This is a genomic window from Streptococcus bouchesdurhonensis (assembly GCF_948472335.1).
This window is the reverse complement of sequence record NZ_CAOKTW010000018.1, coordinates 1-23010: the sequence shown is the minus strand read 5'-3', so window position 1 is coordinate 23010 and position 23010 is coordinate 1. Positions and strand designations below refer to the sequence as shown.

Here is a 23010-nt window from a genome sequence, read left to right as displayed (position 1 = left end):
GGTTTCCTTGTCTTGTACCAGGCAGTCTTTCAACTCTACTAAATAGTGAGAGTTTTGTGCATACAGACCTGCCTTGACCTGATTTTTAAATTTTCGAGTCTGAAATTGTAACTTAGCACGATAGTACTTGGGTTCCTGCATTCCAATCGTCGGGCGGATTTCATAGTTTTCATATCCTGCAGGGGCAAATTTTTTTAGCGCTTGGTGAAGTAAGTCCGTCTTGAACTCCAGCTGCTTATCATAATGCAGGTGCATGATTTGGCAGCCTCCGCATTCATTGTAAATAGTACAAGCAGGCACAACACGGAATTTAGACTTCTTGTTGACCTTCAGTAGTTTTGCCTCTACAAAGTTACGTTTAATAGAAGTAATCTGACAATAGATATCTTCACCTTTGAGAGCACCAGGCACAAAGACTAAGGTTTTTTGATAAAAGCCGATTCCCTCACCATTAATTCCCATGCGCTTGATTTTTAATGGTATTTTTTGTTTCACTTTCAGATTCATACCCCTATCTTATCACATTTTGAGTTATTCCGCTACCGCTTGATTTTTATATTTCATTAGTAAGTAAAGGCCTTGATATTCCTGATTTTCTTTAAAATCATATTTCCTTATATTTTCTTTAATTTCTTTAAAAGTTCCTAAAAATGTTCACAAAAAAAGCCCCATAAAGGAGCCACTACACTATATGATGAGTTCAGCAGGCAAGAAACTAGCACGGTCAAACGTGCTTTTTTATTACCTAGCACCATTATACCACACTATCGCCAACCTATATTATTCGGAAATCTAAAAGCCCCTAGATTCATTTCCAAGGGCTTCTAACTGATTCATGGAGTTTTATATGATGACGCCCTAAAGCGGGGCGCCCTAGACTGTAATCATTCCGCTGATAGCTACTTATAGGCTTCTAGTTCTCCGTTCTCGTGGATTCTCGCAAAGTTTAAGACGGCTATCTGTTTGTATCTCTGATAGCTAGTTGAACTAGCCCCAGCAATCTTAGCACATTCACTTGCCGTCTGTCTTCTCATGTAGCAATAATGAATGATAAAACACTTTCTAGCACGTTCATTCTCTATCTTATTGATATCATGGACAAATGTTTCTAGACCCTCTCTGATTACTTTTTCATGCTTACTAGTCAAATTCCACTGATCAGGTAAGACAAGTTTCCAAGCCTGTTCATCTATCCTAACTTGGTTTTCACTTCCTGCCATCCTCTGAAATCTCAGAAAGTAAGTCATCCGCTTTCTAACGTTCATCATCGTTTTAAACTTATCCAGCTCCATTTTTAACGATAACCTTTCTACTCCTGTAACTTATGCCTAGCTCAATCTTCTTCTAGGATTCCCAAACTTGGCAATCCTTTCATCTCGTTTTCTTTTACGTTCTTCAGCAGACTCTATACCTATCTGTTTTCTACGCTCCACATCTTCTTGATTGATATTACTCCATTTTCTGGTATGTACATTCTGCCGTCTACCATCTTGCGGATAATATTCAACGGTACATCTACAATTACTATGCCGTCTGTAAATATCATGGGGAACGGAAGGATATTTATAACTGCCTTCCAGTTCTTGACACCACTTACAACACTTCCCAGCCGTTCGCCTAGTAATTTTAGGGCTAAGTCCTGCTTTATACTGAAATACCACGTTTTTTTGAATCGTATCATCTACAATACTTTGGGTAAAATTAACGATCGTTTCACCCACCAACCATTTTACAGCACCAAAATCATCTTCACTAGCTAAACGATTTACTAAACCGTCAATCCTATCTTGGTTCAACTCAGGAACTTGAGCAGGAATACGAAGTCTAGCCCTAAGGTTTAAATCTTCTTGTACCTTTTCAGTATAATCACTTACAAGGTCATAGTTTCGACCTAAAACATCTTCCAGCAATCGTTTGGCGATATTATAGTACATCTTGCCATCTGGCAGGCTTTCATTACTTAAGTGAGCTCCTAAAACCTTTGAGAGTATTTCACCAATTTCTATAGCATATTGATTGGCGTCCAGATAATTAGCTTTATTCTCTTCTAACTTTTCTAGCAACTCTTCCAGAATCTCACTATCTAGCCTAGCCTTTTCAAATTCTGCCTTGATTTTCTGGAGTAGACTTGGGAATATATCTTCCATTATTTTTCATCTCCTTCCAGTAAACCGCCTTTTTCATTTTGGCGCTCTTTCTGACGTCTATAGTATCGTTTCTTTTGGGTCAATATCTTGTCCTTTTTCTTTTGGTAACGCTCTGCGTCTTTCTTTTTATTACATAGCTTACAAACTTTTGAGAAGCCCATCTTGTCCGAATGCTTCCTATAAAAGTTTTCGCTAGATAATTCTTTTGTCTCGTGACACTTGGAGCATTTTCTAGTTACAGTAGTTCCATTCAATCCTATTTACTCCTTTTTGTCTTTCTCGCTCGCGAGAAAATATGTACAGTGATGGCGTGTAGTCCGGGAGCACCGAGGGGGAGGGGGTCATCCCCCCATCTTCTCCCTGGTTGCTTCAGGCTCTTTCACAAAAAATATTTTTTCCGATTCACTTTATTAAAAAATTTTTTTAATTATTTTTTATGGACTCTTTAAAATAAATCCTTCAGCATTTCACTCATTCCTTTGTTGAGTTTTTGCTGGTGTTCATCTGGTATTGATAGGCGCTGACTAACTTCCCTATCAATCTCTTTGCGTTTCTCTTCCGTCAAGCGTTCTATTTCTTGCTCTCTCTTTCTTTCCTTCTGTTCTTTTAATAGTTCACCAGAACGATCTAGGACAGTTTGCCACTTGCCAGCTCTTGATAATGCTTCTTCTCTAAGATTATCTAAGCGCTGAGTTACTCGCTTACCTCTCTCTTCATAAATTTCACTAGCCTTTTCAGCCAAATGATTTCCATATTCGTTTAAATCAATCTTACCAGTAGGTAGGGTCATTCTATATACCTCATCTTTCTATTTTTTAGTAGGGGGGATAGCTGAAGGGGGGAGGGGGCTTTTTTAACTTTGCCCCTTTTTGAAATTCTCAGCCATTTCTTTCAAACTATACTGATATCCGTATAGGGCGTTTCTTGGTGTATAAGATAAACCTGAAAAGAAATCACTTAAAATCCAGCCGTTCTTAGCTTTTTTATAATCTTCATTATTTTTAGAGATATCCTTTTCAAGTTTTTTAAGAACCTCGTTTACACGTTCCCTTGCCTTAATAGCATTATCTCCAAGTGTTATAATTTCCATTAGTTTGGCAACTGCTGGAGTGAAGAAAGTATCCTGCTCTTCATCGGCTAATCTAAAGATGTCTGCAATCAACGCATGATATTCTTCATAGGTAACTAATGGATCTCTAGTTAATTCTTCCAAACGTCCCTCATGAAATTCTTTTGTACGTTCTGCCGTCCATAGGTCACCTTTTGCTTCAACGTATTTTCTGAGTTGATTTCTTTTTGAGCCTGTACCAGCTTTGCTTGAGCGTCTGAAATAGCTTGGTTTGCTTTAACCAGTTCCGCCTCAGTCATCTCAATAGCTTTCTTATTCTGTTCAATCAGTTTGTCAATTTTAGTTTCAATAGTTTGTAATGTTTCCATGTTCTTTTATTCCTCATTTCTTTTGATTCTTTTGATCGTGCTTATTGGTTTCAACTATCTACTGGATCTTTATTCCTCATTACTTCCTCTTTCTCAAAACAAAAAGAGACGCAACAAAAAAGCTACTTAGCTTTAATGTTACGCCTCTAGTTGTCTAGTCAGCTATCTTTCTTTAATTGTTGTTTCAATCTGGACAATGTTGCCATCTTGACTAGTAAATACCACGCTTCCGAAGTCTGGTATTTTCTTCATCTCTATTATACCATTTTTGTTAAAGATAATAAAGTTATCCTGTAAAAATGGAGTGTAGTCTTTGTTTGGATTCATCTGTTTTTCCTCTCTTTTTTGGTGTCATATATTTAACATATCTTCTATTTTGTGACTTTCGAGAACTTTTTAGAATCCCTTTTATATCAAGGGGATAGGCCTGTTTTCTGTTTTTGAATTTACATTTTCTCATTATGTAAAATTGAACGGCTATTTAGTAGTCAAATGTTAGTATACTCTGGTCTAGTTCGTCTTGAGTATAGCCGATATATCCAAGTGTAATCTCTGGTGTTGAATGGTTAAATATTCTTTGTAGAATAGCTACATCACCATTCTTTTTGTAATGATGATAGCCGAATGTCTTTCTCATTGAGTGGGTTCCTATATTTTTAATCCCACATTTATTCCCAGCTTCTTTTAAAATTTTATACACTTGGGTTCTTGAAATGTGACAAATTTTTACTCCCTTGCCATTCTCTCTTTTTCTGCTCGGAAATAAAAAATTATATTCTTTGAGTTGTTTATTCTCAATGTATTGATTTAAGACTTTTCTTAATTGTTGATTTATTGGAAAACGTCTTATTTTGCCTGTTTTTTTCTCCCTTATTTCAATTTTATCCCCCATGATTTGTTTGACTTTAATTGGAATAATATCGCTAACTCGTAAACCTGTATAAATTCCAAATAGGAATAATACGTAATCTCGTTCATTCTTCCTTCTCAAAAAATCCTTAATTCTTTCAATGTCATCAGTATCTCTAATAGGGTCAACTACTTTCATTTTCAAACCTCTCTTAAAAAAATTCTTAGAGTTCATAAAAAAAGGTAGTCATTTTGGGATATCTAGTGACTACCACCTCCGCCTTACAGCTCCAAGGGTTTACAAAAAGCGTAGTCAGGTAGTCACCTTGCTCACAAAAAAAATAATAATAAACACCTTAACTCTATTTACTCTATATAGTTTACAAATAATATAAAATAACTACTTTTTTGTATAGAAGTCAATAATATCAAGGGTTTGATAGGGTAGTCAGTAAAATCTTGGAAACTACCCTTTTTCTAAATCCTTTTTGTTTAAAGGCTTTAGCTACCTTCTGGAAGGTAGTCACTTTTTTGATTAGTGACTACCCTAACTACCTTTTAGATTTTGAATAACCAGGCTTAACACTTTTCCCAAATTTTAAAGATCGTTTATGTTCCCAGCCGTCTCGGTTTTGCATATACTTTTTAACCTTAGCCTTATCCTTTGGCGGTACTTTGTCAGTCAAATACACCTCTTGAAAAAATAAGTTAATGGTCATCTTGTCCCTATCTACCAGTTCGCCATAGGTGTCTGTGTCAAGTTCAACTGTTCCACCCCTGTTATTTCTATAATATCCCTCGTTCATCATGTCATAGATATAATAGCATCTCGTTCTGTCTGTCATCGGGAACTGATACATTCTTTTTGGGTAAGGAGTGCCTAAATAGCGCTCCAAATCCTCAAGGGTTTCATCTACAAACTTGTAACGGCTTCTAACCTCATTTACTAGCTTTTCCTGCTCGTCTGTCAGGTTCAAGACTTGGTTAGCTCTCCAAGCCATCACCATAGCACCCCAAAAGTGTCTACGGTCTTTCTCTGTCCACTTCCTTCCCTTATAGTTGGTGTCCTTGTGGACTTCTGCAACCAGAAAGCGCCTTTCTCCTGTCAAGTCGTTCAAATAATCATGGTCATTAGTTGCCCTCACGATAATAAAACTCTTAGGCAATCGCCTATCACTTGAAGCGTAAGGCGGTCTAAACTCTAGCTTGGTTTCTGTGATGAATTTCTTCAATTCTGAAAAACTAGCCTTTTTACTAGCCACCATCTCATCGTCAAATACACACCAGTTTCTCACCATTCTAGCCTTGTCGTCTTTGTCTGTGAAGGTCTCAACGGTTGTAAAATACTTGTGAGTAAAAAGCCCCTCAAAAAATTGAGTCTTTCCTACTCCCTGCCTTCCAGTCAAATCCAGTACAAAGTCAAACTTAACAGTAGGGTCAAACACCTTGGCAACCGCTCCACGGAAAAACAAGTCCATGATAATACGGTTATATTCGTCATCCTTGATATTGAGATAATACCTTAAAATATCAAAGGGATCACGCTGATTTACCAACTCTTTATACTCGCTTTCGCAAGATTCCAGATAGTCTTTTAAGGGGTTGTAGCTGTTTTCTCCAGCTACAACTTCCAAGATATCAGCGATATCTCCTTTTTTATAATCCATCTTATACTTGGTAGCAATATAAGCCCTAATCTCTCTGATAATCAGGTCATCGATTGTTCCGCTCAAGGTTCTACCATTTAACTTAATGGACTTGGTAACGTCAATTTCATATGTAAAAGTGTTGTACTGTATCGCCCCTTTTAGTTTACTATCCCCACTCAAAATCTTCTTGAGATTGTCCAAGGTGATGACAAAACCTTTTCCTTTTGTTTTAGGAGTTAAATCTAGGCTATTGTTTTCCTCACTTGTCTCCCTTGCCTGGGTCAAATCCACCACGGTAGGCGGTATTTGTTGCTGATTCTCTTCAATGATTTTAGTTACAATTTCTTCACTATTCAAAAGCCACCTCCTTATAGAATTTTGTCGCTATTTCTAGGAAATAGCTGGCTAGGTCTTTGCGTTTGACGATTGCTGAAAATAGGTCTACCAGCTGACTAAAACTGTAACCATTGACAAATAGCAAGCGGACAAAAAGTGAAGTCTCATACCTGGTATAAATGCCATTACAAATCAGGTCAAAAACCCAGCCTTTCAACTCCACTCCAAGTCCCTGCCGTTGCTCTGTCAATTTGTTTACCTCTAATTCTTTCAGGATCGTCAGCAGGTCAGGACTGGCCATAACTATCTCCAAGTCTTTAATTAATTTCCAGCCCTCTACTTCCTCTTTTTTGTCTTTTACAGCCACATACAAACCTTTATAGTGGAAATCCGTCAGCGCCTCGCCTATCGGTTCAAAGTAGATGAATTTGAAGTATTCTCCATTCTTCCAAACTTGGGTAGGAGTAGACTTGAGAAAGCCGAATAAGGCCAATTTGTCACTAGACAAGGTTAACTCTATCACTCTCATTCTCCCACCCCCATAAACTTACGGATATCGTCCACTTTATAATAAACTTTTCTGCTATCGTCTCCTGGAGGCTGATAACGCTTCAAGCCCATTCTTTCCCATTTTTGTAAGGTCAAATATTTTATATCTAACTCTTCCTGTACTCGTTTTGCGGAAATCAACCCAATGATTCGGGGAGGTATTTTCTCATGACTTTTTAGGTAACGTTCTAAGGCTTCTAATATTTTTATTTGAAGTTCTTCAATCATCCTTTCAAACATATAATCACCTCCACGGCTTAATGCTTGCAAGTTGGATATATCTCCCATAGTCAGGGCTTAAACTCTCGCTAGAACTTTCTCCAAGTTTCCTGTTTTCTCGCTCCATTTGAGCGCACTTTTTGCGGTCTCGGTGGTTTAGATAAAGCAGTAAGCCAATCAGTACCACCATAGAGATTACCGCCTGTGTATTGGTCAAATCTAATTCATTCATTCCAATAGCCCTCTTTTTTGTAAATCAGAAACTACTAAACTTCGTAAATATGTCCAAGTTGAAGCAGTCTCATGAGTAATACCATTACTTAACTTGTTTTCGCTTATTACTTGATTTAAGTAATTGAATAGTAACCAGTCAGGTTTTTTATTGTACATTTCTGCACACTCATCGTCATATTTTTTTAATTCTCCCAGTAAGTTCTCAACATTCGTATTATAAAATTCTTCATGACTAGCTTCCTGCATCTTGTACGCTTCAGATAATTTATAAAAGCTTATCCATAGATCACTAATTACTGAAATACAATCTTCAGCAATTTCCGTCGCTCCAATATGATTCTTAGACTTATGCCACTCTGATAAAATATCTAGCTTTTCCTCTACAAGTCCTAAGTCTTTTTTAAATTCTTTGAAATAATCATTCATGCTATGTCCTCTCTATATTTATTAGTGTTTTCTGTATGTTCTATGATTAGACTTTCTAATGCTTGAGATACTACATTGATGGTAGCTGTCTTTTCAGAATCTTCTCCTACACTAGTCATTCCTAAAACTATCAAAATATCTTTCAACCTTCCGCAAAGTTCTTCATAATCAGTTAAAATATCAAAATTTTCCTTTGTCATATTGTTTTCCTGTGCCTTTTTCTTACCTGTTTCCTATACACGATTACCACCACTCCAAACGCTGGGCATTTGCCCCAAGTTGACGGACGCTTGTAGTGATGTTTCGTGGGTAATCACCCACATTTTTGCTAAACAAGTGCTTAGAGTCGCCGTGTCAGCACTCGTTTTTCAAAACCTTTTCTAATTGCTTGCCTGCACTTCGGTTTTCTTAGTTTTTCTTCGTTTCGTTTTCGATTTGATCGCCTAATCTTTTCCAAGCTCTATCAAATTCATCACGTTGAATTTCTTTACTATGTAATTGCCTTGCTAATTCCATACCTCTACGCATGAATCTAGCGAAGTGGGTCTTTGCTTCCATCCCTAGCCCTCCATCATGTCATAAAGTAGGGCGTAGTGCTTATCTGGGATTCTGTCCAAGGCTTTCAAGGCGTCATGTTCTGCTTTTTGTCTGGTTTCCGCCTTGACCGTGCTATCAAAGGCGATAGAAAAGGCATTTAGCATTGCCTTATAGCGGTCTACGCTCTTCAAATAGCGCCCACGGTCTGACAATTCCTTGTCTTCCAGTTCCTCTTTTACCGAATCGTCCAAGAGTGCGAACTTGGAGTACACCCCTTTTTCTACTTCAAATCCTAGACGCTTGTTTTGTCTGAGATTGTAGAGATTAACCTTACAACTGTCTAAGTTGCGATAGCCTAATACTCCAGCGATTTCTTCTAAGTTTTTGCCCTCTAATTCGGACAATTTTTCAGCAATATCTTTGAATTTTACTGCTTGATGTTGTTTTCCCATTGTTTACCTTGTCTTTCTATGCTATAATCAAGGTATAGAAAAAATATCTATACCCTTAATCTTGTCGCTTGCTTCGGTCGCCAAACTCTCCGCAAGTGACTTTTTTTGTTACCTTTTTTCATGCTTTCTTCCCTGCCTGGGGGCTATAAAGTAAGTCTTTACTTTCGATAAGATCCAGAATCCAGCTGAATCCCTGCTCCACCGTTTCAAGAAATGCGCCCAGGTCTTCACTGTCCAATAACTCGTAGTTCATACAAAGATATTCGGCTAGTTGTCTGTCCATCTCAACTAGCTTTTTAAAATCCTTGAAATACTTAGGAATTTCTACTCCCTTGGCATTTGTAACTGTCTTAAATTCATTTTCCATTTTCTATACTCCTATGCTTTAAAAATTAGTTCTTTAATTTCTGAATATCTCATATTCAAGTTGATCATCGCTATTGCCATATCTTCCAAACGCTGATAGTTTGTCAGTTCCGCGCTTGTTAAACTGTCAATACCGTTTTCACTTTCTCGCTCTTGCATGAGTTGGGCTTTGTTTTTCCCAGTCGCTCCCTTTAGCAGTAGGTTTGTAAGAGTGCTATAGGCATGCTTGGGTGCTTTCTCCCATGATTTGATAGATTCGGTTAAGGTCTTGCGCTTTGGCTTTTCCAGTTCCCGTTGAAGATAGCGTTTAGAAAGTTCATCACGCATTTCAAAGAATGCTTTGACTAGATTGGTTTTGAAGTTAGCCACTTGCTCCGTATTCTTCAAGAATGTAATCAGCAAAGTAGCCTGTTGCTCGTTCAAAATATAATCTTTTGCCTGTTGTCCACTTTGTAAAGGTCGCATTTTAAATGACACCTTCCCAAATTGCTCCAGTCGTCCAATCTGCTTTCTAATGTGTTCCTGTATTGCGTGGTGTTTTACTCCAGCACATTCAGCTATGATTGCACTCGTAGTGTACGGCTCTTTCTTACCGTCCATATAAACCAGTTCCATTGGTTCGCTCCTTTCTAATAATCTTCAGCAAGCCACTGCATGGCTTTTTGATAAATACTGGGCTTTACTTCGCCACCGTCTCGGATTTTTCGATAGGTAACTTGTGTTACTCCGATTTCCTCGCCTGCTTGCTTTGCAGTCAATTTCTTGTCTGCCTGCTTTCGGCGAATCGCTTTTGCTTGTGTTGAGGTAATAAGCAATGAAGTTTCTCCTTTCTTTTCTAACATTTTTGTTAGTTCTCCTGTATTTTACTAAATAAAATGTTAGTTGTCAAGAGTTTCTAACATTTTTGTTAAAAAATATTTTTTTATGTTATAATTATCTTGAGGTAATATACAATGAACCAATTACAAGAGTTACGAAAAAAAAACGGGGATACACAAAAAACACTTGCTGAACTTCTTGGAGTATCAGAGATGACAATATCCCGCTGGGAAAAAGAAAAAGAATTAAAAATTAAATATGAATACTTACAAAAATTAGCAGAGTATTTTAAAGTAAGCATTGGTCATCTATTAGGAATTACTAATGATTTTGAACAGGAATCCAATGACACTGGAGATATTGACCCTAAAAGGTTTTCAAAAGGTTTTGATAAACTTTTACTTTTAACTGGATACACCTCCCAAGAACAACTGATTTCTTCAATTAAAGAATCTTTTAATACTGAAAAATTTACTGAAAATTTCCTTTCAGAAAATTCGTTCATAGATGAGGAAGATTTTAAAATAAAATATCAAGAAGCAATTGAAAAGCAAACCCAAAATGTTTTAGGTGAGTTATCGGTTTTAAGTATCGCTATTTCTTACCTTAATGATGAGGCTAGTGAACTTCTATCAATTTTCTTCTTTTTATCAGATGATGATAGAGAAAAACTATTAGATATTGCTAGAGTATTTTCTCAGAACAAATAACCACTATGGTATTTGAAAAGATCCTTTAAAAACCCCCATATTCGCCAATAGCAACCATCTTTTCATAGTCTATTGTGCAAAAACAGGGGAAATTGAAGAATATAAAGCCGATTTTACAGACTAAAGCGCAAAAATGGGCAAATTTGACAAATAGAGATGACTAATATCTTCTAAACCATCGGCGAAATCGTGGGCATATATAGAGAGAATTAAAATGAACAAAGAAAATCCATATTTTGAACAAACCAAACAAAACTACATAGAAGTTGAAAAACTCTATAAACTTGGTAAAGCAAAGCATACATCTTCTAAATACAGATTTCTTGCACCAGCAGTTAAAAGACAATCTGAACAATTCTTATTTGAAGCCAAGACTCAAAAAAGAAAATATTGGAAATTCAGTCGTGGTTCTCTGGTATTCGTAGAGTTCGGTGTAAATATAGGCGGAGAATTATCAAATAATCATTGGGCTATTGTCTTAGACAAAGTAGATAGTCCCTATAAAAAAACACTTACAGTAATTCCTCTAACATCTAAAAATCAAATAGATACTGTACTCATAGACGAAGTCATTGCGGAATATCCTTCTATTTTGCTTGATGGATATATTGAAAAATTACACAAAGAATTATTTGCCTACCTAAAATATTTAGATTCCAATAATGCAATTACTGAAGCTGCCTTATCGGAAGTCTACCAAGCTTATACAGAACAATTTTCAAACGAAATAATTCAACCTAAGATAATAGACGATGATAACCTTAAACGGACACAATCAGAAATAAATGACGTTATTGAATTAACTCAATACTACAAAAAATACATTAAGCGTTCTTATGCCAAGTGTAATAACCTTCAAACAATCAGCAAAGATAGAATTTTAAAGAAAAATAGATTAGATCCAATCGGAAAAATGAAAGTATCTGATAACACATTGGACAAAATTAACGAAAAGTTAAAAGAATTATACCTTTTCTAATCTCTTGACATTTTTTAATAATTATATTACAATACAGCTATTAGGAGTTTAGCTCCATAAAGTTTACATTTGGATTTTAGATCCATAACGTGATAGTAGCCGTATTTGATACGGCTACTTTTCTTTTTATATTCTAGTAAACATAACTTAAAATAAAAAACTCCCCCATATTCGCCTTGTTTTCTATTCTGGTATAATTTACCGTCTAACTGCTTAAAATAGAAAAACAGGGGCATTCTCGTAGCTCCTCGTATGGTATAAACTCAAAACCTTTTCTAATTGCTTGCCTGCTGATGGAAAAGGAGTAAAACCATGAAGATTACAGAGTACAAAAAGAAAGATGGATCAGTAGTTTACCGTTCCAGTGTTTATCTTGGTATCGATACCGTAACAGGTAAGAAAGTCAAGACAACTATTTCAGACAGAACTAAGAACAGACTCAAAAGCAAGGCTATCCAAGCCAAGGTAGAGTTTAAAAAAAACGGCTCAACGGTTATAAAAACCGTCAATGTTAGCACCTATCAGGAATTGACGGAACTCTGGCTAGAAAATTATTGCCATACAGTCAAACATAGCACCCTTATAGGGGCAAAAAACAACATAAAAAAGTATCTCCTACCAGCCTTTGGAGACTACAAACTAGATAAACTAACGGCCCCAATCATTCAGCACCAGGTAAACCAGTGGGCAATAGATTACAATCAACTAGGAAAAGGTTATCAGCAATATAACCAGCTTCATGCCTTAAATAAACGCATATTATCCTATGCCGTTTCCTTGCAAGTCATTGCTTCAAACCCAGCTAGTGATATCATCGTTCCACGGCGCAAACCCAAAGAAGGGCAAAAACTGAAATATCTGGATGACGACAATTTGAAAAAATTCTTAGATTATCTGGATCAGTTACCAAACACTTACAAAAATTTCTCCGATACGGTGTTATATAAGACGCTTCTAGCGACTGGTTTGCGTATTCGTGAATGTCTAGCCTTGAAATGGTCTGATATTGACCTACAAAACGGTAACATTTCAGTTACTAAGACTTTAAACACCCTCAAGGAAATCACTAGCCCTAAAAGTAAAAGTAGCATTAGAGAAATAGCACTGGATACCAAAACGGTACTCATGCTTCGGCTCTATAAAGCAAGACAATCCCAAATAGGTAGGGAAATAGGGGTAACTTTTGAAAAAGTGTTCTCTGATACCTTTGACAATTATAGAGAAGCTGGAGCGCTCAGATTCAGACTAGAAAAGCATTTAAAACTGGCTGGATGTCCTCGTTTGAGTTTCCACGCTTTCCGACACACCCACGCTAGTCTATTGCTCAATGCAGGACTTCCTTACAAAGAAATCCAAACACGGCTCGGCCATTCTAAAATTTCAATGACTATGGATATCTATAGTCATCTATCCAAAGACAATAAGAAAAAGGCGACTTCCTTTTATGAAAAAGCCATTGAGAATCTACAAAGTTCCTAAAAAGTTCTTAAAATTCATCATTAAGGGACAAAAAACGGCTATATCACGGGGTTTCAGCTTTTTCTCACATTTTGAGTTATAATAGAACTATGAAAATCACAAAACTTGAAAAGAAAAAAAGACTCTATATGATGGAGCTTGATAATGGCGACAAATGCTACATTACTGAAGATACTATTGTTCGTTTTATGTTATCAAGAGATAAGATGATAAGCGAAGAAGAATTGAAAGAGATACAGGACTTTGCTCAATTTTCTTATGGTAAGAATTTGGCCCTCTACCACTTATCCTTTAAAGCACGCACTGAAAAAGAAGTCAGAGAATATCTGAAAAAATACGATATTGATGAAAAAATCGTTTCTCAAGTCATTGATAATCTCAAAGAAGATAAGTGGATTAATGATGGTCAGTACGCTTATGCTATCATCAATGCCAATCAACTTTCAGGAGACAAGGGGCCTTATGTACTGACTCAAAAACTAACACAAAAAGGGATTTCAAAATCTACTATAGAAGAGAACTTGAAAGAATTTGATTTTTCGGAAGTTGCTCAACGTGTAGCTAATAAACTATTGAAAAAATATGAGGGAAAACTTCCAGCTCGTGCCTTGCAAGATAAGATAATCCAAAATCTGACCAACAAGGGGTTTTCCTATTCTGATGCTAAAACTGCCTTTGACCAGTTGGATAGTCAAGTTGACCAAGAAACGACTCAGGAACTCATCTTCAAGGAACTTGATAAGCAATATGCCAAGTATGCCCGAAAATATGAAGGATACGAACTTAAACAGCGTTTAACCCAAGTTTTAGCACGAAAGGGCTACGATTTTTCGGATATAGCAAGCGCTCTCAGAGAATATCTTTAATATTTTCATGTAAAATTCACAGATTTTAGGTAATTTTATGGTACAATAGTAAACGATAAACTTATAAATTGTAGAAAGTTGGTTAGTTATGAAGCTTCCAAAAGAAGGCGACTTTATTACAATTCAAAGTTATAAGCATGATGGGAGTCTCCACCGAACTTGGCGGGACACCATGGTACTAAAAACAACAGAAAACGCCATTATTGGTGTCAACGATCATACACTGGTTACCGAAAGTGATGGTCGTCGTTGGGTCACTCGAGAACCGGCTATTGTTTACTTTCACAAGAAATATTGGTTTAATATCATTGCCATGATTCGTGATAATGGAATTTCCTACTATTGCAATATGGCTAGCCCCTACTATCTGGATGAAGAAGCACTGAAGTATATTGATTACGATTTGGATGTTAAAATTTTTACAGATGGAGAGAAACGTCTCTTGGACGTTGAGGAGTATGAGCGTCACAAACGCAAAATGAATTATTCCGATGACTTGGACTATATTTTAAAAGAACATGTCAAAATTCTTGTTGATTGGATTAACAATGGACGAGGTCCTTTCTCAGAAGCCTATGTAAACATTTGGTACAAGCGCTATGTAGAACTAAAGAATCGGTAAAGTTGTCAAACTGGGGTTAAGACCCCGGTTTTTTTATTTTAAAAACCCAGCTTTACAGCTGGGGTGATTTCTATATATCTAATTTCGTAACAGTAAATTTGATGTGGGAATAGTCTTTTTCAACATCCTTATCCAGCAAGAAAACTGTGGCATCTTTCTTAACCTGAACCAAATCAATATTCTGAGCCTGGGCTGCATAGACGCATCCACAATAACATTGACGATAGATATCATACTCTTCACACATCTCTACCGAACGTTTGTAGCCTTGATTTTTCTTGAAATCACTTGGAAGATAGTGGGTTGTATAAATTTTTTGCACATCGATTCCGATGCTGTTGATGGTTTGAGAATTCTTATGAGGACTGATGGTCAAAGCTGAGCCAAAGTAGTCAAATCCCAAGTCCATAGCCACTTGCGCCGTCTTATCCAGTCGGTAGTCAAAGCAAACCTTGCAACGGTCGCCACCTTCTGGCTCTTCTTCCAGTCCTCTGACTAACTTACGATATTCATTTGGTTCGTAGGGAGCTTCTAGATACTGGACCGTATTTCCAGTTCGCTCATTGAAATTACTGACAAATTTCTTGGTAACATAGGCTCGCTTATGGTATTCTGCCTTGGGATGGATATTAGAATTGGCAAAATAGATAGTCACATCTGCATACTTGGTCAAATATTCTAGAGTATAGGTACTACAAGGGGCACAGCAAACATGCATGAGAATAGTTGGACGTTGCTCATTTTTTTCCCATACTTGGACCATCTTCTGCATGACACGGTCATAATTAATCTTCTGATTGGGGTTCATCTTGCTCAGAATTTCTTCTACATCGATCATGTTCTTCTCCTTTTTCTAGTCTTATTTTATCATATAAGTTAGGAGAGCTCAAATCTATTTAGAAGTGAATAGCATAAAAAGGAGGGGTAGGCATTCCCTCCTTTTGTGTTTTCTATAAAAAGCTTACATCATGCCGCCCATCATGCTTGAATCCATTGCTGGAGCTGGGGCTACTGGTTCTGGTTTATTGGCTACAACTGCTTCTGTAGTTAAAATCAAGCTGGCTACAGATGCTGCATTTTGTAGGGCTGAACGACTAACCTTAACTGGATCGATAATCCCTTGATCAATCATATTGACCCACTCACCAGTTGCTGCGTTGAAGCCTGTACCAACTTCAGCATTTTTCAAACGATCGATAACGATAGATCCTTCAAATCCTGCATTGTGGGCGATTTGACGAACAGGTTCTTCCAAAGCACGGAGAACAATATTGCGCCCTGTCGCTTCATCTCCTGTCAATTCCAAATCAGCCACGGCTGGGATAACATTTACAAGGGCTGTTCCACCACCTGCAACGATTCCTTCTTCAACAGCTGCACGAGTAGCGTTAAGGGCATCTTCGATGCGAAGTTTCATTTCTTTCAACTCAGTTTCAGTTGCGGCTCCGACCTTAATAACCGCGACACCACCTGACAATTTGGCCAAGCGTTCTTGCAATTTTTCACGGTCAAATTCAGAAGTTGTGGTTTCGATTTGAGACTTGATAACCGTAACACGATGAGAAATTGCTTCAGGATTTCCAGCACCTTCTACGATAACCGTGCTATCTTTGTCTACAGTTACTCTCGCTGCTTGACCAAGCGCTTCAATTGTCGCATCTTTCAACTCAAGACCAAGGTCTTCTGTGATAACTGTTCCACCTGTCAAGATGGCGATATCTTCGAGCATGGCTTTACGACGATCACCAAAACCAGGTGCCTTAACTGCTACTACGTTGAAGGTTCCACGAATCTTGTTCAAAACAAGAGTCGGAAGAGCCTCACCATCCACATCATCTGCAATAATCAAGAGAGGACGATTGCTTTGGAGAATGCTTTCTAGTAATGGCAAGATTTCTTGGATATTGGAAATCTTCTTATCAGTAATCAAAATGTATGGATTTTCAAGGTCAGCCACCATCTTTTCACTATCTGTCACCATGTACTGTGAAAGGTAACCGCGGTCGAACTGCATTCCTTCAACAACTTCAAGTTCTGTTTCCATACCACGTGACTCTTCGATAGTGATGACTCCATCTTTGCCAACTTTTTCCATGGCTTCAGAAATGTACTCACCTACTTTTTCAGAACGAGAAGAGACGGCAGCAACTTGAGCAATAGCTTCTTTATTAGCAACAGGAATAGCGTTATTTTTCAGGGCTTCTACTGCTGCGGCAACTGCTGTTTCAATCCCACGACGGATGCCGATTGGATTGGCACCTGCAGTGACGTTTTTGATTCCTTCGCGGACAATTGCTTGAGTCAAGACTGTTGCAGTTGTCGTTCCGTCACCTGCGATATCGTTGGTTTTTGAAGCTACTTCTGACACCAATTTGGCACCCATATTTTCAAAATGATCTTCCAATTCGATTTCTTTGGCAATAGTTACACCGTCATTGGTGATGAGTGGTGAACCGAATGATTTTTCAAGAACAACATTGCGGCCTTTTGGTCCCAAGGTTACTTTAACAGTGTCTGCAAGGATATCGACACCACGGACCATAGCTGAACGAGCATCAGATGAAAATTTAATTTCTTTTGACATACTTACTTTCTCCTTCTATTCTTCAACGATTGCCAAGATGTTAGCTTCGCCTACGATGATGTACTTTTCATCGCCATCTTTGACATCAAGACCTGCGTGAGCTTCAACTAAGACACGGTCTCCAGCTTTAACACTTGGAGCAACCAAGTCACCGTTCAAGGTACGAACACCTTGTCCAGTAGCGATAACTTGGGCAGTTTTGGTTTTTTCTTGGGCTGAACCTGCAAGGACAAAGCCTCCAACAGTTTGTTCTTTTTCTTCGATTTTCAAGACCACACGGTCTCCTAATGGTTTCAACATCTGTTTTCCTCCATGATGAACTACATATTATTAGCACTCTTTATATCTGAGTGCTAAATCATAGTTCTATTGTATCACTTGGTCAGAAATAGTCAAGGAAAAAGTCTGACTTTCTCAAGATAAAAAGCCTGAGAGCAACTCAGACTTTTTAATGTTTAAAATGGCAATTCCTCCTCTTCCAAAACCAAATCTGCCAAATCCTGTCCTGCATTATTTTCACGCATGGCACGTTGAGCACGACTTTCCAAGAGTTGGAATCCTGTGACAAGTACTTCGGTCACATAGTTCATCTGACCATTTTTCTCAAAGCGACGTGTACGTAATTCCCCATCCACTGAAATAAGACTACCTTTGGTTGCATAGCTTGCCAAGCTTTCTGCTAGCCTACCCCAAAGGACCATATTGACAAAATCAGCTTCACGTTCACCGTTTTGGTCTTTGTAACGACGGTTCACAGCGATAGTTGCGCGCGCTACTGACTTGTCATTGTTGGTTTTGTGCAATTCTGGTGTGGACGTCAAACGCCCAATCAAGATAACTTTATTATACATATTTTCTTCCTCCTACTTATCTATTCGTAAGAAATCAAAAAAAGTTACAGAAATTTGTAACTTTTCGAGGAAATTTCTTATTTTTTATGAATCATGAAACCTGTCGCCTGTTGATTGGCCATAATGGTCATATCTGTAATCTGCACACGACGAGGTTGACTGGTCACATAGATAACTGTATCAGCGATATCTTGTGCCTGCAAGGCTTCGATTCCTTGGTAAACGGACGCAGCTCGTTCTTTATCACCGTGAAAACGTACCGTCGAAAAATCTGTTTCGACAATTCCAGGCTGAATAGTTGTCACCTTGATATCCGTTGCGATGGTATCAATTCGCAGTCCATCTGAAAAAGTCTTAACTGCTGCCTTGGTAGCTGAATAAACTGCTGCACCTGCATAAGCATAAATTCCTGCGGTTGAGCCCATATTGATGATATGCCCTTGATTGGCTTTTGCCATTGCTGGCAAGAAACAGCGAGTGACTGCCATCAAACCCTTGACATTGGTATCCAACATTGTCAACATATCCAGCTCCTCATAGTCTTGATAGGGAGCCAAGCCAAGAGCTAGTCCAGCATTATTGACCAAGATATCAATTTGAGCTATCGTTTCTAGAATATCGGAGCAGACAGTCTTGACCATGATCATATCCGTGACATCTAGTGGAAAAGTCCAAACTGTTTGATTTGGAAAAGTTTCTGCAAACTCCGACTTGAGGGTTTCTAGTCTGTCTATCCGTCGTCCTGTTAAAACAACATTCTCACCCTGCTCCAGATAAGCACGCGCAATCGCTTCACCGATTCCTGATGTCGCCCCTGTAATCACAACATTTTTTGCCATCTTATTTCCTTCTATCTAGTCTATCAGATATTAACAACTTCTTAGGCAGTCCAGTGTTTAGCTGGGTCAAATGGTGTTCCGACAACTTGGTCTTCTGATAATTCAATAATACCACGTTTTTGCGGAGCATTTGGCAAATGCAATTCACGAGGACTACACATCATGCCAAAACTCTTTTCGCCACGAAGTTCGCCTGGAAAAATAAGATTGCCTTTTGGCATCATAGCTCCAGGAAGAGCCACAATGGTTTTCAACCCAAGACGCGCATTGGGAGCCCCTGCAACGATTTGCACTGTCTTGTCACTTGCGACTGCAACTTGGCAGATGTTGAGGTGGTCACTATCTGGATGGGCTACCATCTCGACAATTTCACCAACAACAAACTTAGGTTCCTTATCATTAACAATTTCTTCTGTAAAACCTTCTGCCTTCAACTCTTGGTTTAAACGTGCTACTTGCTCATCTGATAAAAAGACTTGACCGCGCTCTGCAATTTCAAACAAACTTGAAACTTCGAAAATATTCCACGCCACTGTTTCCCCAGTTTCTTTGAGGAAAACACGGGCTACCTTTCCTTTGCGCTCCACATCTAGTTTGGCATCTCCGCTATTTTTCACGATGACCATAAGGACATCACCGACATGTTCTTTATTATATGTAAAAATCATTGTTTCCTTTTTCTCCTATTTCAGTCCTGCTAAAAAGTCGTTAATTTGTTGCTTGCTTTTACGGTCGCGATTAACAAAACGACCAATTTCCTTGTCTTTTTCTAGAACAACAAGGCTAGGGATTCCATATACATCCCAGAGTTTAGCTAAATCCATATACTGGTCTCGGTCCACCCGAATAAAGGTGAACTCTGGATTAGTCTCCTCAATTTCTGGCAAGGCAGGATAGATATAACGACAATCGCCACACCAGTCCGCCACAAAAAGAAAGACCTTCTTGCCATCTTTTTCTACTAAGGATGCTAATTCTTCTAAACTTGCTGGTTGTATCATAAAACTTCCTCCTCATAGACTAGGTCTTCATTTTCATAGACAAAGGTATAGTGACGGCCATCTTCAAAAATGACGCCTCCGACAAGTCGCTCTAGACTACTTTCGTAGACTTGAACATAGAGGGTCGCAATTTCCCCCATGTCGGAAAAATGGTCTCGTACAATCGCTGTCAACTCTTCCTGAGTCTTCATGAGCTTATGGTCATCTGCAACTTTTTTCGTAGCAAGGGCAAGGCTTCCAACACCAAGCAAAGCCAAGCCTGCCATCCACATTTTTTTAGCTTTCATACCATTCATTTTAACACAAAAAAGGTTTTAGGACAAATGAGGAAGCAGCTGAAAAGCAAGTAAAAAGCCTCTTCCTTTAAGGAAAAGGACTTCTTATACTCAATGAAAATCAAAGAGCAAACTAGGAAACTAGCCGCAGGTTGCTCAAAACAGTGTTTTTAGATTGTGGATAGAACTGACGAAGTCAGCTCAAAACACTGTTTTGAGGTTGTGGATGAAGCTGACGTGGTTTGAAGAGATTTTCGAAGAGTAGTATTCTTATTGCCAGGCACCTGAGTTGCCAACGTAGTAACCATCAGGTGTATAGGTATTGCGAAGCATCTTACCTGATGAAGCTAGATAATACCACTTGCCATTATCTTTGAACCAATCATTCGCTAGCATGGCACCAGAAGAACTTACATAATACCATTCTCCCTTGTCATAAACCCAAGCGCTTGCTTTCATAGAGCCTGAAGTCGATAAATAGTACCACTTGCCTTGGTCGTAAAGCCAATCACTAGCAATCATAGCTCCCGATGATTTAAAGGCATACCAGTTGCTACCTTGATAAAGCCAAGTTTGATTGAACATGACTCCTTTATCATTCATAAAGTACCAAGTTCCCTTGTCCTTAACCCAATCCTTCTGCACTAATTGACCTTGTTTTTGATAGTACCAATTTTGATTTGATTTTAGCCAACTTTCTGCTTTTACAATCGGATAAAGTTCTTTGAAAGATCCTCCATCATATTTATGACTGATAGATTTTAATTTTTCAAGTTTCAACTCGCCATTGTCATAGTCTGCCCAAGCAAAGACTTTTTGATCATTGACAGTCTCTGGTAAGGTAGCAGTGTAAGTCTTGGTTTGATAATCCCATTTTGTATCAAGGTAAGTGTATTGATCATTTGATTCGTTTATACGATAGTAACCACTCTTTCCGCCATCATTATATACATCATCTACTACTTTAGTGGACCAGGTCTTTACTTCATTTCCGCTCTTGGCTTCTACCTTGATATCTCCTCTATAGCCATAAGGCACATAGAAATTCAGGTAACGCCCCTCTACCCCCATCATAGACTTGTCCTTTTCTTGACCTAGGAAATTGACAGTCTGATCTTGACCATTGAGACTAACCGTCCACTCGATTTTCTCGGTTTTTGGCAAATTCAAGACTTTGATATCTACTTCATGGCCATTATTAAATCGGAGAATCTTGCCATCTTGATACTGTACTCCACACTTAACAACCCATTCTTCTTTAAGCTCAAATGCCTGCCCCGAATGAGGAAAAGCCAGTAAAGCTAGACCTGCTAGAGACAAACCAAATAGTGTCATTTTTTTCATTGTAGATCCTCCTTAGGTTTTGTTATGTTAATTATATCACTATGTTTTTGTTTTGCAAATCTTATCCTAAATATACAAGCAAAAAACCTCTGAGATTCTTCTCAAAGGTTCTGATTTAACTAATTGCTGTTCTCAACTGCTGCAGTCACAAAAGCAGTGTAGAGTTCTTCTGGGCGATTTGGACGGCTTGACAGTTCAGGGTGATACTGACACGCTACAAAGAATTTATTTTCTGGAATTTCCACGATTTCTACCAAACGATTGTCTGGAGAAACACCTGAGAAGACAAAGCCTGCTGCCTCAAACTGCTCACGGAAGGCGTTGTTAAACTCATAACGGTGACGGTGACGACGTTGCACCACTTCTTGATTGTGATAAGCAGCCGCTGCCTTAGATCCACGCTTCAACTTAGATGGATAAAGTCCCAAGCGAAGGGTTCCCCCCATATCCTCAACATCAATCTGATCACGCATGATATCAATGATAGGGTATTTTGTTTCTGGTGCAAGCTCTGCTGAATTAGCACCTTCAAGTCCTAAAACGTGACGAGCAAACTCGATACAAGTCAACTGCATGCCCAAGCAGACACCCAACATTGGAACATCATTTTCACGCGCATAGCGGATGGCTTGGATTTTACCTTCCGTACCACGTTGACCGAAACCACCTGGCACGATGATTCCGTCCGCATCAGACAAGAGCTCTGCCACATTATCTGCTGTCACATCATTGGCATTGATCCAATTGATTTTCACTTCTGCGTCGTTGGCATAACCAGAGTGTTTCAAGGCTTCAACCACAGAAATGTAGGCATCTTGCAACTCAACATACTTACCAACAAGGGAAATCTTGACTTGTTTCTTGAGGTTCATGACCTTGTCCACCATAGCTGACCACTCTGTCATATCCGCTACTGGTGCGTCTAATTTCAAATGATCACAGACAATTTGGTCCATACCTTGCGCCTGCAAGTTCAGTGGAATTTGGTAAAGGTGTTCAACATCCAACGATTCGATAACGGCTTCTGGTGCCACATCACAGAACTGTGCTAGTTTGTTTTTAATTCCTTGACCAGCTGGCTCCTCTGTACGAATAACCAACATATTTGGTTGGATTCCCAATCCACGCAATTCTTTTACAGAGTGTTGGGTTGGTTTGGTCTTCATTTCACCAGCGGCCTTGAGGTAAGGAAGCAAGGTTGTGTGGATGTACATGACATTATCTGCACCCACATCTGCCTTCATCTGACGAAGGGCCTCTAGGAATGGCAAGGACTCGATATCTCCTACTGTTCCACCAACCTCTGTAATAATGACATCAGAATCAGTCGTTACAGCGGCACGCTTGATTTTTTCTTTCAAAGCATCTGTGATATGAGGAATGACTTGAACAGTTGCCCCAAGGTATTCTCCACGGCGTTCCTTACGAAGAACTTCACTA

General features: G+C 38.6%; 35 protein-coding genes. 5 read left to right on the top strand and 30 right to left on the bottom strand.

The features are described 5' to 3' along the window. The 20 genes from QMQ21_RS18175 to QMQ21_RS18080 form a co-directional block, all read right to left on the bottom strand. On the bottom strand, positions 1-507 hold a 507-nt coding region (locus tag QMQ21_RS18175), incomplete at its 3' end, for a class I SAM-dependent RNA methyltransferase (RefSeq protein WP_261814935.1). Between the two features lie 392 nt (positions 508-899). Next, a complete protein-coding gene (locus QMQ21_RS18170; RefSeq protein ID WP_261074154.1) occupies positions 900-1220 on the bottom strand; it encodes a transcriptional regulator in 321 nt (106 codons plus the stop codon). Positions 1221-1328: 108 nt separating this feature from the next. Continuing rightward, the gene (locus QMQ21_RS18165) at positions 1329-2147 is read right to left on the bottom strand and encodes a hypothetical protein (RefSeq protein ID WP_261074153.1); all 819 of its coding nucleotides are present in this window, start codon (positions 2145-2147) and stop codon (positions 1329-1331) included. After that, on the bottom strand, positions 2147-2401 hold the full coding sequence (locus tag QMQ21_RS18160) for a hypothetical protein (protein WP_261814934.1): 255 nt from the start codon (positions 2399-2401) through the stop codon (positions 2147-2149). The genes QMQ21_RS18165 and QMQ21_RS18160 overlap by 1 nt, the downstream gene beginning before the upstream one ends. Positions 2402-2592: 191 nt before the next feature. Continuing rightward, a complete protein-coding gene (locus QMQ21_RS18155) occupies positions 2593-2937 on the bottom strand; it encodes a hypothetical protein (RefSeq protein ID WP_261814933.1) in 345 nt (114 codons plus the stop codon). Between the two features lie 63 nt (positions 2938-3000). Beyond that, a complete protein-coding gene (locus tag QMQ21_RS18150; protein ID WP_261814932.1) occupies positions 3001-3360 on the bottom strand; it encodes a hypothetical protein in 360 nt (119 codons plus the stop codon). Continuing rightward, positions 3348-3584, bottom strand: coding sequence for a hypothetical protein (locus QMQ21_RS18145; RefSeq protein WP_261814931.1), 237 nt, complete (start codon positions 3582-3584; stop codon positions 3348-3350). Before QMQ21_RS18145 ends, QMQ21_RS18150 begins: the two co-directional genes overlap by 13 nt. A gap of 162 nt (positions 3585-3746) precedes the next feature. Further along, complete coding sequence (locus QMQ21_RS18140; protein WP_001823479.1) at positions 3747-3911, bottom strand: DUF2292 domain-containing protein; 165 nt, start codon at positions 3909-3911, stop codon at positions 3747-3749. Positions 3912-4065: 154 nt separating this feature from the next. Beyond that, the gene (locus tag QMQ21_RS18135; protein WP_261074149.1) at positions 4066-4632 is read right to left on the bottom strand and encodes a site-specific integrase; all 567 of its coding nucleotides are present in this window, start codon (positions 4630-4632) and stop codon (positions 4066-4068) included. A gap of 352 nt (positions 4633-4984) precedes the next feature. Beyond that, positions 4985-6439: a virulence-associated E family protein gene (locus tag QMQ21_RS18130; protein WP_261074148.1), complete on the bottom strand. Its 1455-nt coding sequence runs from the start codon at positions 6437-6439 to the stop codon at positions 4985-4987. Beyond that, entirely contained in the window at positions 6432-6947 is a 516-nt protein-coding gene (locus QMQ21_RS18125; protein WP_261074147.1) for a hypothetical protein, read from the bottom strand. Before QMQ21_RS18125 ends, QMQ21_RS18130 begins: the two co-directional genes overlap by 8 nt. Further along, on the bottom strand, positions 6944-7207 hold the full coding sequence (locus QMQ21_RS18120; protein ID WP_000462954.1) for a hypothetical protein: 264 nt from the start codon (positions 7205-7207) through the stop codon (positions 6944-6946). Before QMQ21_RS18120 ends, QMQ21_RS18125 begins: the two co-directional genes overlap by 4 nt. 4 nt (positions 7208-7211) lie before the next feature. Further along, a complete protein-coding gene (locus QMQ21_RS18115; RefSeq protein ID WP_261074146.1) occupies positions 7212-7418 on the bottom strand; it encodes a hypothetical protein in 207 nt (68 codons plus the stop codon). Continuing rightward, complete coding sequence (locus tag QMQ21_RS18110; RefSeq protein ID WP_261074145.1) at positions 7415-7846, bottom strand: hypothetical protein; 432 nt, start codon at positions 7844-7846, stop codon at positions 7415-7417. Before QMQ21_RS18110 ends, QMQ21_RS18115 begins: the two co-directional genes overlap by 4 nt. Next, on the bottom strand, positions 7843-8046 hold the full coding sequence (locus tag QMQ21_RS18105) for a hypothetical protein (RefSeq protein ID WP_261074144.1): 204 nt from the start codon (positions 8044-8046) through the stop codon (positions 7843-7845). Before QMQ21_RS18105 ends, QMQ21_RS18110 begins: the two co-directional genes overlap by 4 nt. A 208-nt stretch (positions 8047-8254) precedes the next feature. After that, entirely contained in the window at positions 8255-8404 is a 150-nt protein-coding gene (locus tag QMQ21_RS18100) for a hypothetical protein (RefSeq protein ID WP_000387644.1), read from the bottom strand. A gap of 2 nt (positions 8405-8406) precedes the next feature. Beyond that, complete coding sequence (locus QMQ21_RS18095; protein WP_261074143.1) at positions 8407-8835, bottom strand: hypothetical protein; 429 nt, start codon at positions 8833-8835, stop codon at positions 8407-8409. Between the two features lie 118 nt (positions 8836-8953). Then, positions 8954-9202 (bottom strand): hypothetical protein, encoded by a 249-nt coding sequence (locus tag QMQ21_RS18090; RefSeq protein WP_261814930.1) that lies wholly within the window; start codon positions 9200-9202, stop codon positions 8954-8956. 11 nt (positions 9203-9213) lie between these two features. Continuing rightward, entirely contained in the window at positions 9214-9816 is a 603-nt protein-coding gene (locus QMQ21_RS18085) for a Rha family transcriptional regulator (RefSeq protein WP_261074141.1), read from the bottom strand. Positions 9817-9830: 14 nt separating this feature from the next. After that, the gene (locus QMQ21_RS18080; RefSeq protein WP_000909283.1) at positions 9831-10016 is read right to left on the bottom strand and encodes a hypothetical protein; all 186 of its coding nucleotides are present in this window, start codon (positions 10014-10016) and stop codon (positions 9831-9833) included. A 138-nt stretch (positions 10017-10154) separates the two neighbouring features. On the opposite strand from QMQ21_RS18080, the gene QMQ21_RS18075 reads away from it, so the two are divergent. The 5 genes from QMQ21_RS18075 (at position 10155) to ntdP (ending at position 14676) form a co-directional block, all read left to right on the top strand. Continuing rightward, positions 10155-10730 carry a helix-turn-helix domain-containing protein gene (locus QMQ21_RS18075; protein WP_261074140.1) on the top strand — a complete coding sequence of 192 codons (576 nt, stop codon included), beginning with the start codon at positions 10155-10157 and terminating at the stop codon, positions 10728-10730. A gap of 214 nt (positions 10731-10944) precedes the next feature. Then, the gene (locus QMQ21_RS18070) at positions 10945-11709 is read left to right on the top strand and encodes a hypothetical protein (RefSeq protein ID WP_261074139.1); all 765 of its coding nucleotides are present in this window, start codon (positions 10945-10947) and stop codon (positions 11707-11709) included. Between the two features lie 312 nt (positions 11710-12021). Continuing rightward, positions 12022-13188, top strand: coding sequence for a tyrosine-type recombinase/integrase (locus QMQ21_RS18065; protein WP_261074138.1), 1167 nt, complete (start codon positions 12022-12024; stop codon positions 13186-13188). Positions 13189-13277: 89 nt separating this feature from the next. Further along, positions 13278-14054: a recombination regulator RecX gene (gene recX / locus QMQ21_RS18060; RefSeq protein ID WP_261814929.1), complete on the top strand. Its 777-nt coding sequence runs from the start codon at positions 13278-13280 to the stop codon at positions 14052-14054. Positions 14055-14142: 88 nt separating this feature from the next. Further along, entirely contained in the window at positions 14143-14676 is a 534-nt protein-coding gene (gene ntdP, locus QMQ21_RS18055; protein WP_000775316.1) for a nucleoside tri-diphosphate phosphatase, read from the top strand. A gap of 70 nt (positions 14677-14746) precedes the next feature. On the opposite strand, the gene QMQ21_RS18050 is transcribed toward ntdP, so the two are convergent. From QMQ21_RS18050 to pyrG, 10 genes are all read right to left on the bottom strand, one after another. Next, positions 14747-15514, bottom strand: a complete 768-nt coding sequence (locus tag QMQ21_RS18050) for an epoxyqueuosine reductase QueH (protein ID WP_261814928.1) — start codon at positions 15512-15514, stop codon at positions 14747-14749. 123 nt (positions 15515-15637) lie between these two features. After that, positions 15638-17260 carry a chaperonin GroEL gene (gene groL, locus QMQ21_RS18045; RefSeq protein ID WP_261814927.1) on the bottom strand — a complete coding sequence of 541 codons (1623 nt, stop codon included), beginning with the start codon at positions 17258-17260 and terminating at the stop codon, positions 15638-15640. Between the two features lie 15 nt (positions 17261-17275). After that, positions 17276-17560 (bottom strand): co-chaperone GroES, encoded by a 285-nt coding sequence (gene groES, locus QMQ21_RS18040; RefSeq protein WP_261814926.1) that lies wholly within the window; start codon positions 17558-17560, stop codon positions 17276-17278. Between the two features lie 155 nt (positions 17561-17715). Beyond that, positions 17716-18111: a single-stranded DNA-binding protein gene (locus QMQ21_RS18035; protein ID WP_000282439.1), complete on the bottom strand. Its 396-nt coding sequence runs from the start codon at positions 18109-18111 to the stop codon at positions 17716-17718. Between the two features lie 77 nt (positions 18112-18188). Next, on the bottom strand, positions 18189-18950 hold the full coding sequence (locus QMQ21_RS18030; protein ID WP_125416425.1) for an SDR family NAD(P)-dependent oxidoreductase: 762 nt from the start codon (positions 18948-18950) through the stop codon (positions 18189-18191). A gap of 41 nt (positions 18951-18991) precedes the next feature. Beyond that, a complete protein-coding gene (gene ytpR / locus QMQ21_RS18025) occupies positions 18992-19618 on the bottom strand; it encodes a YtpR family tRNA-binding protein (protein WP_261814925.1) in 627 nt (208 codons plus the stop codon). Between the two features lie 15 nt (positions 19619-19633). Beyond that, positions 19634-19951 carry a thioredoxin family protein gene (locus tag QMQ21_RS18020; protein ID WP_000615777.1) on the bottom strand — a complete coding sequence of 106 codons (318 nt, stop codon included), beginning with the start codon at positions 19949-19951 and terminating at the stop codon, positions 19634-19636. Continuing rightward, positions 19948-20247 (bottom strand): DUF4651 domain-containing protein, encoded by a 300-nt coding sequence (locus QMQ21_RS18015; RefSeq protein WP_049533799.1) that lies wholly within the window; start codon positions 20245-20247, stop codon positions 19948-19950. Before QMQ21_RS18015 ends, QMQ21_RS18020 begins: the two co-directional genes overlap by 4 nt. Positions 20248-20496: 249 nt before the next feature. Further along, the gene (locus QMQ21_RS18010) at positions 20497-21570 is read right to left on the bottom strand and encodes a hypothetical protein (protein WP_261814923.1); all 1074 of its coding nucleotides are present in this window, start codon (positions 21568-21570) and stop codon (positions 20497-20499) included. A gap of 119 nt (positions 21571-21689) precedes the next feature. Beyond that, the coding region (pyrG, locus tag QMQ21_RS18005) for a CTP synthase (RefSeq protein WP_261814922.1) at positions 21690-23010 on the bottom strand (1321 nt) is incomplete at its 5' end.